10 protein-coding genes and 1 pseudogene are annotated in these 13,146 nt (G+C 49.4%); 8 read left to right on the plus strand and 3 right to left on the minus strand.

Going from position 1 to position 13,146, the window contains the following annotated elements; genetic code table 11:
- Positions 1 to 52: 52 nt before the first annotated feature.
- Positions 53 to 1,435, minus strand: coding sequence for a cysteine--tRNA ligase (cysS, locus tag AABM54_RS16380; RefSeq protein ID WP_347901048.1), 1,383 nt, complete (start codon positions 1,433 to 1,435; stop codon positions 53 to 55).
- A gap of 15 nt (positions 1,436 to 1,450) precedes the next feature.
- The gene (locus AABM54_RS16385) at positions 1,451 to 3,148 is read right to left on the minus strand and encodes a glutamine--tRNA ligase/YqeY domain fusion protein (protein ID WP_347901049.1); all 1,698 of its coding nucleotides are present in this window, start codon (positions 3,146 to 3,148) and stop codon (positions 1,451 to 1,453) included.
- A gap of 276 nt (positions 3,149 to 3,424) precedes the next feature.
- Here AABM54_RS16385 and AABM54_RS16390 point away from each other — a divergent pair, with 276 nt between their 5' ends.
- Together AABM54_RS16390 and lpxH are read left to right on the plus strand one after the other, a co-directional pair.
- The gene (locus AABM54_RS16390; protein WP_347901050.1) at positions 3,425 to 3,928 is read left to right on the plus strand and encodes a peptidylprolyl isomerase; all 504 of its coding nucleotides are present in this window, start codon (positions 3,425 to 3,427) and stop codon (positions 3,926 to 3,928) included.
- Positions 3,925 to 4,677, plus strand: coding sequence for a UDP-2,3-diacylglucosamine diphosphatase (gene lpxH, locus AABM54_RS16395; protein ID WP_347901051.1), 753 nt, complete (start codon positions 3,925 to 3,927; stop codon positions 4,675 to 4,677). Before AABM54_RS16390 ends, lpxH begins: the two co-directional genes overlap by 4 nt.
- A gap of 90 nt (positions 4,678 to 4,767) precedes the next feature.
- Here lpxH and AABM54_RS16400 read toward each other — a convergent pair.
- Positions 4,768 to 5,203, minus strand: a pseudogene (locus tag AABM54_RS16400) (MFS transporter); the annotation flags it as partial.
- Positions 5,204 to 5,926: 723 nt separating this feature from the next.
- Between AABM54_RS16400 and AABM54_RS16405 the strand changes: the two are divergent.
- The 6 genes from AABM54_RS16405 to AABM54_RS16430 all read left to right on the plus strand — a co-directional run bounded on the left by AABM54_RS16405 (position 5,927) and on the right by AABM54_RS16430 (position 13,112).
- On the plus strand, positions 5,927 to 6,991 hold the full coding sequence (locus AABM54_RS16405) for a hypothetical protein (protein WP_347901052.1): 1,065 nt from the start codon (positions 5,927 to 5,929) through the stop codon (positions 6,989 to 6,991).
- A 9-nt stretch (positions 6,992 to 7,000) separates the two neighbouring features.
- On the plus strand, positions 7,001 to 8,521 hold the full coding sequence (locus AABM54_RS16410) for a hypothetical protein (RefSeq protein ID WP_347901054.1): 1,521 nt from the start codon (positions 7,001 to 7,003) through the stop codon (positions 8,519 to 8,521).
- On the plus strand, positions 8,518 to 9,048 hold the full coding sequence (locus tag AABM54_RS16415; protein ID WP_347901055.1) for a hypothetical protein: 531 nt from the start codon (positions 8,518 to 8,520) through the stop codon (positions 9,046 to 9,048). Before AABM54_RS16410 ends, AABM54_RS16415 begins: the two co-directional genes overlap by 4 nt.
- A 28-nt stretch (positions 9,049 to 9,076) precedes the next feature.
- Positions 9,077 to 10,243 carry an NAD-binding protein gene (locus AABM54_RS16420; protein ID WP_347901056.1) on the plus strand — a complete coding sequence of 389 codons (1,167 nt, stop codon included), beginning with the start codon at positions 9,077 to 9,079 and terminating at the stop codon, positions 10,241 to 10,243.
- Positions 10,244 to 10,316: 73 nt separating this feature from the next.
- Positions 10,317 to 11,561: an MATE family efflux transporter gene (locus AABM54_RS16425; RefSeq protein WP_347901057.1), complete on the plus strand. Its 1,245-nt coding sequence runs from the start codon at positions 10,317 to 10,319 to the stop codon at positions 11,559 to 11,561.
- Positions 11,562 to 11,738: 177 nt separating this feature from the next.
- A complete protein-coding gene (locus AABM54_RS16430; protein WP_347901058.1) occupies positions 11,739 to 13,112 on the plus strand; it encodes a diaminobutyrate--2-oxoglutarate transaminase family protein in 1,374 nt (457 codons plus the stop codon).
- Positions 13,113 to 13,146: the final 34 nt, after the last annotated feature.

Genomic DNA, 13,146 nt, shown 5'->3' on the forward strand with positions numbered 1-13,146 from the left:
CCAAAAACAAAAACCCGCACAAGGCGGGTTTTGTTTGTAGCGAACGCTGCAATCAGTCAGCCAGACGCCAGGTCGTGCCGCCCTTGCCGTCTTCCAGCACCACGCCCATGGCGGTGAGCTGGTCGCGGATGCGGTCGGATTCGGCCCAGTCTTTAGCCGCCCGTGCCGCCAGACGTGCCTGAATCAGCGCGTCGACTTCAGCTGCATCAACCCGCCCTTCAGCGCCCGCCTGCAGGAAGTCATCAGCCTCAAGCTGCAACACGCCCAGCACGCTGGCCAGCTCTTTCAGGCGCGCTGCCAATCCGGCCGCTGCGTTCAGATCGCTCTCACGCAGGCGGTTGATCTCGCGCACCATCTCGAACAACACGGCGCAGGCTTCCGGCGTGCCAAAGTCGTCGTTCATCACCTGGGTGAAACGCTCGACGAAGGCTTCGCCGCCAGCCGGTGCCACGCTCGGCAGGCCTTTCAACGCGTGGTAGAAACGCTCAAGCGCGCCCTTGGCGTCCTTGAGGTTGTCTTCCGAGTAGTTGATCGCGCTGCGGTAGTGGCTCGACACCAACAGGTAACGCACAACTTCCGGGTGGTACTTTTCCAGCACATCGCGAATGGTGAAGAAGTTGTTCAAGGACTTGGACATCTTCTCGCCATTGATGCGAATCATCCCGCAATGCATCCACGCGTTGGCGTAGGTCTTGCCGGTGGCCGCTTCGCTCTGGGCGATTTCGTTCTCGTGGTGCGGGAACTCAAGGTCGCTGCCGCCACCATGAATGTCGAAGGTCTCGCCCAGGCAGCAGGTCGACATCACCGAGCATTCGATGTGCCAGCCCGGACGCCCCGCGCCCCATGGCGACTCCCAGCTCGGTTCGCCCGGTTTGGTGGCCTTCCACAGCACGAAGTCCAGCGGGTCCTGTTTCGACTCGTCGACTTCGATCCGTGCACCGATGCGCAGGTCTTCGATCTTCTTGCGCGACAGCTTGCCGTAGCCCATGAACTTCGCGACGCGGTAGTACACATCGCCGTTACCCGGTGCGTAGGCGTAGCCCTTGTCGATCAAGGTCTGGATCATGCTCAGCATGCCAGGGATATGATCGGTGGCACGCGGCTCCATGTCCGGCTTGAGGATGTTGAGGCGCGCCTCGTCCTCGTGCATCGCGGTGATCATGCGCTCGGTCAGGACGTCGAACGGCTCGCCGTTTTCCTTGGCGCGGTTGATGATCTTGTCTTCGATGTCGGTGATGTTGCGCACGTAGGTCAGGTTGTAACCGCTGAACCGCAACCAGCGGGTCACCAGGTCGAACGCAACCATGCTGCGACCATGACCGATGTGGCAGTAGTCGTACACGGTCATGCCGCACACGTACATGCGCACATTGTTGCCATCCAGCGGCTTGAAGACTTCTTTGCTCTTGGTGAGCGTGTTGTAGATCGTTAGCACTTTATGTTCCTTGAATCACTGGCCCCACGAATCACGCAGGGTCACGGTACGGTTGAACACCGGATGACCAGGTTTCGAGTCCTTGATATCCGCGCAGAAGTAACCTTCGCGCTCGAACTGGAAACGGTCTTCCGGCTGTGCGTTGCCAAGCGATGGCTCGGCACGACAACCGGTGAGCACCTGCAGGGAGTCAGGGTTGATGTTGTCCAGGAAACTGGCGCTGTCTTCGGCCTTCTCAGGGTTCGGCGAGCGGAACAGGCGATCGTACAGACGCACTTCACATTCGACGCTGGCCGCTGCCGGTACCCAGTGGATCACGCCTTTGACCTTGCGGCCTTCCGGGTTCTTGCCCAGGGTGTCCGGGTCGTACGAGCAACGCAGTTCGACGATGTTGCCATCGGCGTCCTTGATCGCTTCGTCGGCACGGATCACGTAGCTGCCGCGCAGACGCACTTCGCCGGTCGGCTCCAGGCGCTTGTAGCCTTTTGGCGGCTCTTCCATGAAGTCTTCACGGTCGATGTAGATCTCACGAGCGAACGGCAGAGCGCGCACGCCCATGTCTTCTTTCGGGTGGCACGGCAGTTCGAGGTTCTCGACCTGGCCTTCCGGGTAGTTGGTGATCACGACTTTCAGCGGACGCAGTACGCACATGGCGCGCGGGGCGCTGTGGTCCAGGTCGTCACGGATGCTGAATTCAAGCATGCCGAAGTCGACCACGCCGTCGGAACGGTTGGTGCCGATCATGTCGCAGAAGTTGCGGATCGATTTCGGCGTGTAGCCACGGCGGCGGAAGCCGGACAGCGTGGACATGCGCGGATCGTCCCAACCGTGAACGTGCTTTTCATCGACCAGTTGCTTGAGCTTGCGCTTGCTGGTGATCGTGTAGTTCAGGTTCAGGCGGCTGAATTCGTACTGGCGCGGTTGCGCCGGCACTGGCAGGTGCTCGAGGAACCACTCGTACAGCGGACGATGGCTTTCGAACTCCAGGGTGCAGATCGAGTGGGTGATGCCTTCGATGGCGTCCGACTGACCGTGGGTGAAATCGTAGTTCGGGTAGATGCACCACTTGTCACCGGTCTGGTGGTGGTGAGCGTGACGGATGCGATACATGATCGGGTCGCGCAGGTTCATGTTCGGCGAAGCCATGTCGATCTTTGCCCGCAGCACGCGTGCGCCGTCCGGGAATTCGCCGGCCTTCATGCGGGCGAACAGGTCCAGGTTTTCTTCGACACTGCGCTCGCGGAACGGGCTGTTCTTGCCCGGCTCGGTCAGGCTGCCACGGTATTCCTTGGCTTGTTCCGGGGTCAGGTCACAGACGTACGCGTTGCCGGACTTGATCAACGCCACTGCCCAGTCGTGCAACTGGTCGAAATACTGCGACGCGTAGCGCACTTCACCGGACCACTCGAAACCCAGCCACTTGACGTCGCTTTCGATGGCGTCGATGTATTCCTGGTCTTCCTTGGCCGGGTTGGTGTCGTCGAAACGCAGGTGCGTGACGCCACCGAACTCCTGGGCCAGGCCGAAGTTCACACAGATCGACTTGGCGTGGCCGATGTGCAGGTAACCGTTGGGCTCAGGTGGGAAACGGGTGACGATCTGCGAGTGCTTACCCGAGTCCAGGTCCGCCTGGATGATCGGCCGCAGGAAGTTGACCGGCACGGCAGGGCCAGTCTTGGAATTCGAGGTAGGGTCGACAGTGGGCTTGCTCATAGGATCCTTGACGTACAGGTGCGTGGCCTTCATGGAGGCCTGACAAAACAAAGCCGCTATCATAGCCGATGCTGTCAAGCACCTGACAGAGCAGGCCCTAAAACTGCTGCTTTTAATACGCCTGATTTGAAAAACTGCCTCGAAATTCGCGCCTGTCACGCTAAACTGCGCACCTTGGCGATTTTTTGCCAGAGAGGTTCGGGTTCGCACGCGTCATGCGGCGCCCCGACAGCCACGGATTCCTTGAAAACGCTTCTCCTTAAAAGAGTACCGATCATGACTCAAGTCAAATTGACCACCAACCACGGCAACATCGTCCTGGAACTGAACGCTGAAAAAGCCCCGATCACCGTGGCCAACTTCATCGAGTACGTTAACGCCGGCCACTACGAAAACACCGTGTTCCACCGTGTCATCGGCAACTTCATGATCCAGGGCGGCGGTTTCGAGCCAGGCATGAAAGAGAAGAAAGACAAGCGCCCAAGCATCCAGAACGAAGCTGACAACGGTCTTTCCAACGATAAGTACACCGTGGCCATGGCTCGCACCATGGAGCCGCATTCGGCGTCCGCGCAGTTCTTCATCAACGTGGCCGACAACGGTTTCCTGAACCACAGCGGCAAGAACGTTCAGGGCTGGGGCTACGCAGTCTTCGCCAAAGTGGTTGCAGGCACTGAGGTTGTCGACAAGATCAAAGGCGTGTCCACCACGTCCAAATCGGGTCACCAGGACGTACCGGCAGAAGACGTGATCATCGAGAAAGCCGAGATCATTGAGTGATACTGCTGATTTCAGATTTACATCTGGAAGAGGAGCGCCCGGACATTACCCGGGCGTTTCTGGATTTGCTCGCCACCCGCGCCCGCGCAGCGCGTGCGCTGTACATTCTGGGCGACTTTTTCGAGGTGTGGATTGGCGACGACGCCATGACTCCCTTCCAACGCACCATCTGCCAAGCCCTTCGCGACCTCAGCGACAGCGGCACGGCCATTTTCCTGATGCATGGCAATCGCGACTTCCTGCTCGGCAAGGCCTTCTGCAAAGCAGCCGGCTGCACCCTGCTCAAGGACCCGAGTGTCGTGCAGTTTTATGGCGAACCGGTGCTGCTGATGCACGGCGACAGCCTGTGCACCCGCGACGAAAGCTATATGAAGCTGCGCCGCTACCTGCGCAACCCCGTCACCTTGTTCGTGCTGCGCCATCTGCCGTTGCGCACCCGGCATAAACTGGCGCGCAAGCTGCGCAGCGAAAGCCGTGCGCAAACCCGAATGAAAGCCAACGACATCGTTGACGTGACCCCCGAAGAAGTCCCGCGGATCATGCAGCACTACAGCGTGAAAACCCTGGTCCACGGCCACACCCATCGCCCGGCGATCCACAAGCTGCAACTCGGTGAGCAGGCAGCAAAGCGGATTGTGCTGGGGGATTGGGATCGTCAGGGCTGGGCGTTACAGGTGGATGAGAGTGGGTTTGCGTTGGCACCGTTCGACTTCGCCCCGCCGCCGCAGTTAGCAGCACCCGCAATCTAACGACCAAACCCAAAACCCTTGTGGGAGCGGGCCTGCTCGCTCCCACATGGGTTCTATGTTTAAGCCAGACACCCATCCACAGTGTTTGACTCAGTGCCCCGAAGCCTCTGGCCCTGCTTTGGCAGCAAACGGCGGTTTCGCCAGCCAAACAATCAATATCAACCCCATAAAGCCCCAACCCAGTAACGTGAAGTAATCCACGGTCGAGAGCATGTACGCCTGACTGGTCAGTACATGATCCAGTTGCGCATACGCCGGATTGCTCGCCCCGCCCAGGCTGTTCAGCGCCTCGCGGGTAGCCGGCTCATAGGTGCTGATGCTTTCGCTCATATAGGCGTGGTGCTGATCCGCCCGGCGAATCCAGATCCACGTCGTCAGCGAGGCCGCAAAGCTACCGCCCAACGTGCGCAGGAACGTCGCCAGGGCCCGCGCCGTCGACGATCTGGCTCGGCGGCAGGTCCGACATCAGAATGCTCAAGGTCGGCATGAAGAACAGTGCCACGCCAATCCCCATGAACAGCTGCACCGCGTCGGTCGGGTTTACGACCGTTTCGGCAACTGCTACAGGGGCGGAGCACCGCTTCATACCTGTCAGGCCTTTCATGACCCGTTGTTTTCTTAATGGTGGGAAGCAATGGATGGACTTAAGGAAAAGAATTACAAACTTTTAGGAAAAGCACTTCACTGATTTAGGAGTTGTATTTAAGTATCTGTAAGTAACTTCTGAAACTTTTATAAATTCTTGCGAGTTGTCTAAAACCCCACTAGGTTTGCAGTGTCATCGTTCATGACGATTGCCAATGCGACATCGACACGCTCGACACGCTGAATACATCCGAAGTATCCGGATGAATAAATTAAAATTCGGCGAGTTTGCTATGAGGCTTTTATGAGCATTCTAAAAAAGATCAGTAGTGTTACTACTTCGCCTCCCCTTGGCGAGTTTTTTCGAGATAACCTGCTTATTGGCTTACCAAAAAAGCCCTGATGGATTATTAAAATTTCAAAATATATGATTCCAATTGTAGGTGATCTAATGATGAAAAAGTCTACGTTGCTTGTCATTCTGTCACAGGAGCGCTATTCACATTAAAGCTCCTCTAACCCTGTAACTTAATGCTAATAGCGACCTAGAAATAATCCAATCTGGTTAAATATTTTGGTTTAAATTTCAAATATGGCTGGGAGGCATGCGGCATAAATCAGCACTTGAGGTGTTCTTAAGTAGCAGTTATCCAGAGGAATAATCATGACAAAAAATATACTTGTGAAAACTTCACAATCGAAAGTTTCTGAAAAAGAAATTTCCATCTTGGATGGGGAAGTAACAATTCAGAAAAAATACTTGCGGGAGAGAGTACTCCTGGAAGATACGAGTATTTTTCTTGTATCAGGAACTTTGATTGAAGGCATTGGAACAATTCACTCTGACATTGATTGCATTGTTCTGTGCGATGAAAGGCCTAAAGCAAACGATGTTGAGTCAAGTGAACATGCGTTGGTTACAGATATTAATTACCACTACATCGCTGGAAATCAGGAGGTTCATAACACAACAGACTTTTACGGAAATACAAGTCTCCATATTGATACTGACTACATAACATTTGCTGAAGTGGATGAGATTATAGTTAAGATTGACAAGGCCTTTGATGAGATTACCGCCGATCAGCGATTCATATACACCCCAGTACTACTGGAGCGAGAAAATAATGTCATTCATAGATCGTTAACTGGATGTGCATTGGAGAATGAGGACGAATTCAATAAACTAAAAGCCAAGATCCCTCGAGAAAAACACATTTATGTGGCTCATCGGGAAAAACTCCCGGTATTTTATGCATTTCAGGATGTTCAAGGTTGCTGGCAGTCGGGGAACCTCTGGATGGGGTGCGAAATTGTACGAGATATGATGCTAAAAACGACAATGAGTTTTACCTACTTAACAGGGGTAACGAATAAGCATCACAAGTGGGTTTACTCAAATGTGTTTAGGGTAAATGGATTTGATGAGATTAAAGCCAGTTTTTTCAGTTTGGCTAGAAAGGGCGCCGTCACAGAAGATGAGTGTCGCTTATACATTGAAGAAACACTTATGTACATGGATTCAGTGTTCTTGGCAATCGAAGGCTTGCTAAAAAAATACGAATTATATCCATCACTACAGAAATCCCTCACTGCACTAAATGATGAGTTTAATAGTCGAAAGCAGACTGATCATAAAATATCCACATGCGAGTATTACTTTAGAAAGAAATTTTTCGCCGCGCAAGGCACCCCGTCTTTAATTAGCCTTCTCAAAGAGTGGAATTGAGGAAGTAGTATGCAAGCAGGTAGAGATTCATTTTCTGAAATGTCGATAAATGTCGGTAGCTCTTCAATCAAGACCTCTATATTTAATGGCGACAATAGAGTCGACATAAATATTAATTTCATAGGATTGCAGAGCCAGACGGTAAAAATAAAATTTAGTAAAGGATTGAGCGTTAAAAGCGACGTTTACAAGGTAAGTGTGGGAGATGATTTACTCAAAGCATCTGGCTTGGTGATTGATAAAGCCAAGGAGGTTCTGGAGTTACTGAAGTGGACAGCGCCGACAAAAATAGGTCATAGGGTTAAGTTCGCAGGGTTTGGTACTACAGTACAGGAGATAACAGAGCATCAAGAATGGATCTTGGAATTCAATGATTATCTAAGCTCCAGACATAATTCACTTTGTCTTGCGGTTATTCAGGAGACGAAAAAAAACTTCCCTAAGGCAATGCAATTAATGGTAAGGGATCATGCAGTTGATGATCTGTCATTGCATTCGGAGGAGAGAATACCTTTCGAAAGCTCAATAATCAGAAGATATGGACTGTATTCAAGTGGCTACCATGGGCTTGCAATAAAAGCATGTCTAGAAGAGCTTAAAATCAAGTATCAAATATTAAAGTATTCTGGAGCTATTTGTCAGGTTGGCTCTGGAGTAAGTGTCTCTGCTGTGCTTGATGGGAAAGTAAAGTTTAATACCATGCAATTTGCTGCTTGTGATGGTCCAGTCATGCATAATCGATCTGGCACCCAGCCGATGGGGTTGGTATTAAGAATGCTAAAATATGGACTGGATCCGAAAAATTTATCAAATATATACAGTAGAAAAAGTGGGATCTATGGACTGGCAAATCTGCCGGCGAATAGCGATATAACTGTTGAAGATATACTTGGTGATGAGCTCTTAAAAACCTCGAAAGACGCGTACTTATTGTCGAGCGCTACGGAGATATTCAAGGCGACCTCTACCGTTCCCGAAATTTCAAGTTTTGTATTTGCTGGCGGACTGGCTACTAAACATAAATGGATTGGTCCTGAGCTTTTATATAGGGCGAAGGTGATAAATTCAGACACGAAGAGAAAGTTAATTCAGCAGTTTGAAAAGGATCAGGTCTTTGTCGGGGAAGAACAAGGAGTAAAAGTTATTCTTGTTGATATTGATGAGCAAAAGCTGATTCGTAAGGAAATGACAACCTATAGAGGCGATGATCTAAGTGTTAATTTTTCCGCTGGAGTATGCGAAGTTCCAGGTACGTCTGTTGGCGTTGTTAAAGAGGGTGCGAATGGTTGGGGGGAAGGAAATATATGCTTGAATTTTTCGGACTCTGTTTTTAGTTTTAATAAGGATCATCTGCCAGAAGCTTTCATTTTTTTGGGGAAAGATAAAAATGCTTTTTTCATAAGGACGGTATTTGCCAGAATCACGAAGGTGCCTGCGATTTTTATCGAGGCTAATGACTTCGACGTCAGTTCGATTCTCAATAAAAAAATACTCCTTGACACTCCAACCAGGATGGCGATTAAGCTATGAGGCAGTATATTGACTTTCTCTTCAATGAATTGTACCCACAGCAAGGGACGAAGGGCGCCACGTATGAAAAGTGCTTCTCCTTATTTGCCGAGAGTGAAAATTCAACTGAGAGTGGTTATTTATTTAAATTGAATAAGTCGCTTCAATGTGAAAAAGAGAGAAGGAATGGCGATGCTCGCGCATGGTGTATTTTGACATTGTGTGATTTAGCAGGTGAGATAGTCAAAACGAGGGAGCAACTGCTAACCAGCAGTGCCGAATTTAACCCTCTTGAGATAGATCTTAAAATAGCCTTGAATTTACCTGGCGATAAAATCGAAAATGATGAAGTCCATTGGCATGCTTTTGGCCTTGGTGTAGAGAGTATGGATATTAAAGCAGTTGATATTGCTCAAATCCGCGAAAGGCTTGAAAAAAGCATGATTACCATACCGAACAATCCAGGTTCTGGCCCACTAGATGAATTAAACAGACTGTCGTCGCTTTATGTTGAGGTACTCGCGATGCTTTCTGGAATAGGACGTTAATTCTAGGACTCATGCAAAAGGGATTATCATGAAAACCATTGAAGGGTTATTAGATAACACCCCGGTTTCAAAGCGATTGAATTACTTGAATGCGCATAGAATTGCAGAGCACTTCTATCGGCAGGTTTTAAATGCTCATAAAGCATCAGGTAACGACTCTTTGGGGAACTGCTTAATATTTTGCTTCTCTCATTTATCAACGACAGTAAACCTCAGTATTTGTAATAATTGGCTGGGGATGTTTGATAAAATTTACTTGATCCCTAAGAAGGGGTCGCTAAATGCAAATTTACTTATGCATATAAGCGATCCAACCAGAGTCATGAAGGCAAGGGATAGGAAGGCATTCAGTAAAACGGTCAATGAAATTGGAAGTCTTACACGTAACTCCGACCTTCCAGTCATTATATTTGATATTGGCGGTTATTTTGCTCCTTATATCGATGAGATATCAGCGTCGCTAGGTGAGCGGTTACTGCTAGTGCTCGAAGATACTGCCAATGGCCACAAAAAATATCAAGATACTCAATATTTTGCTAATAGAAGACGTTTTAAGTCGGTAGCATATGACGCCTATAAGATGGCGGAGAATGTAATGGTTGCAACCATTATGCTGGCGCATCTGCCTTCGTTTATTACAGAATGGTCAAAATATAAACCTGCATTGGTTGTTGGTTACGGCAGAATTGGACGCTCACTTTGCTTTGGACTAAGGGAGAGAGGAGTCACAGATATTGTAGTTGTTGACTCAGACAAAGCACGTCTGTTTATGGCTGCGACTGAGGGTTTTGAGGCTTTAACTCATGCTGAGCTGGGCCTGTATGCTTGTTATTTTGAGTACTGTTTTTCTATGTCGGGGCAACATGGTGTCACCAAAAAAGTAGTCAGCGCGATAAATGATAATGGATATATTTCGGTTGTAACATCTTATGATGATGAGTTTGATCAGGAGTTAATGGAATGTTTTGAGAGCGGTGATGGCTCATCTATTGTGCTGGACGGAAAAAAGATTAATATTGTAAATAAAGGCAGGCCCATTAATTTATCAAGCCATGCTGCGTTTGACGCGAGAAACTTATCTCTTCATTTTATTTTCGGAAAAATTCTCTCTAGTTTTTTAATCTCGTTAGGTATGGATTTGTCCGCTGATTGGGAGGGCGAGGTATATTCAGATATTTTTGGTGAGATACGATAATACTTACATCGGGTAGGGAAATATGGAGATTGCTAGAATATCTGTTACGTTGATAGTTTCCAGGCTGGGCGAGATGATCGCCTCCCTCTTTTACTTTGCCTTTGTTGGGCATTTTATAGTTGACTCTCTGAGTCAGGCTTCATTAGCCTGGGCTTTGGTTTCTTTTCTAACGGTTGTAGGAATTGGTTTTTTTTCAATATTGATGGTCAATGTGGCAGGTTCGACTGACTTAAATGCCAGCGGGGTTGCACTTGATTTAAATGTCTCTTTCAGGTACGCAGTCTTGTTGGGGGGATTTATTGTTTTTGGGGTGTTCCTATACGTTCTTAATACGTGGAACTCCTCTGCTGCTAACGATAATTCTCCAGGGCTTGAAGTACTACTGATATTTTCACTTTCCATTCCTGCTATTTACATACAAATAATCATCTTCAATTTTTTCAATGCCATTAAACAAATAAAATATGAGCTTTTATACACGTGGACGTTCAATATGGCTGTTGTTGCAATGGGCGCTATTTTGGTCCTGGCAGATATGGATTCGAATATTATTTATTTTGTGTCTGCATATGTTGTCCTGAGATGGTTTTTTGTTGTGGTAGCGTTCATTTTTTTTAGTCGAATAATCCACCGCTACATTTTCCGGTTTCGGTACTTTCAGAGTGTTCAGAGGAAAACGTACGCGGATTATTTTTATAAGGGACTTCCGTTGGCACTTTGCTTCGGCGGTGAAAGTCTTTTATTTTTTATTCTCTCGTTTGTTTCAAAAAGTTTGGGCGATGTAAGCCTCTCTGCTTATCAGGCATCTCTCCATTTTTTAAGCATCGTATACATGATTTCAATTGGAGTGGGGAATGCTGTCGGAATAATTGTAGCTCGTCACTATGTGCTAAAGGAATTTTCCTTGCTGAGGAAAACGTATTTTCAAGGATTGAAATTTGGATTTGCTATATTGATCCCTTTTTTGCTGGCTTGCTTTTTCTTCAATGAAAATGTATCTCTACTTTATACATCCGATGAAGCGGTAAGGCGATTGATTGAAAGCAACATTCTGATCTCGATACCTTTTTTGATTTTTGAGTATGTTTATATTGTGACTCGGATGACATTAAGAAGCATGGGGGATTTTTGGGTACCAACACTCTTTACCATATCGTCTCTAAATATCTTGGGGTTAGTTTTTTCTGCCTGCTTGCTTTCGCTTTATGAATATAGTGTTCGCTCTATATTTATTGCTCTTGTATTTTGTTCGTTTATTTTGATGTTGTTTTTGTTTCTTCGGCTGGGAAAAATATTAAAAACACATGACAATCGCTAGCTTAGTAGTGTGCCGCATGTCGATTCAAACCATAGGTTACAATGATCTGCATGTGTGCCAGTGACGCCGGGAGTCCAAGGCGTATAGCAATTTGATCAGTCAGGCTCTTCTTGCTCGGTAGTCGGAGGCTAAACTTCTGATTGTCGAGTTTCTTGGCCACTAGATGGAGAGATAAACATGGAAGATTTAGCCATACCAATTAGCAATGCACATTATCTTGAACGACAATCTCGCTTTGAATCGAACGCGAGAAGCTATCCACATAAATTTCCGATTGCGATCAAGTCAGCGCAAGGCGCGTGGGTAACTGATGTCGAAGGTAGGCAGTACCTCGATTGCCTGTCGGGTGCAGGAACATTGGCTCTCGGCCATAACCATTCGGCCGTCATCGGTGCTATACGAGATGTACTCGACCACCAATTGCCGTTACACACACTCGACTTGACGACACCTATCAAGGACGCATTCTGCGAAACCGTGCTTAAGTTGCTTCCAGGTTCACCAGACGACTGGCGACTGCAGTTCTGCGGTTCGACAGGTGCCGACGCCGTAGAGGCCGCGCTTAAGTTGGCGAAAATTGCTACGGGCCGTTCCGGCATCATAAGTTTCTGCGGCGCATACCACGGGATGACGCACGGAGCCTTGAGTGTGACCGGAAATCTCGGACCGAAAACATCGGTGGGCGGTCTGATGCCCGGGGTACAGTTCTTGCCCTACCCATATTCATATCGTTGTCCGCTTGGTATCGGCGGCGAAGCCGCTGTCATTGCCTTGGGCGTGTTGGTCGAGCGTTTCCTCGATGACGTCGAGAGCGGCGTCACCAAGCCGGCAGCAATCATCGTCGAGGCCATCCAAGGTGAAGGCGGCGTCATTCCTGCGCCAGTTCCATGGCTAGTAAAACTACGCGAGGTCACACGACGACACGGCATCATCCTGATACTCGACGAAGTGCAAGCGGGAATCGGACGTACCGGGCAATGGTTCGCTTTTGAACACGCGAAAATCGTTCCCGACATGATCGTGCTGTCGAAGGCGATAGGTGGTGGTCTTCCGTTATCGCTGGTGGCCTACCAGGCCGGGTACGACGTTTGGCCCCCGGGCGCGCACGCCGGCACATTTCGAGGCAACCAACTTGCAATGGCTACCGGACAAGCAACGCTCGACATCATGGCTAAGACAGGCGTGCTCGACAACGCCCGTTCGGTCGGCGCTGCGCTGGAGCACCGCCTCATGCACCTGCAGCGACGCTTCCCATGCATGGGTGACATTCGCGGCCGCGGTCTGATGCTTGGCATTGAAATCGTCGATACCGAACTCTCCCCCGACTCACTTGGCAGCCATCCCGCCCATCCACGATTATCGCAAGCGCTACAACGAGCCTGCTTCGACAATCAATTGATTGCCGAGCGTGGCGGCCGGAACGGTGCGGTCCTGCGTCTTTTACCTCCGTTGACATTGACACATCAGGAAGGGGACATCGTGATCGAACGGCTGGAGGCGGCACTGGAAACGGCAACGAGCGCCGTGCACGAGGCGACAGTCCATGCTTAAGTTGCCAACCAAAGGAATGACCACCGCCGATCAA

Origin of the sequence: Pseudomonas purpurea, assembly GCF_039908635.1 — a bacterium.
GTDB lineage: Bacteria > Pseudomonadota > Gammaproteobacteria > Pseudomonadales > Pseudomonadaceae > Aquipseudomonas > Aquipseudomonas purpurea.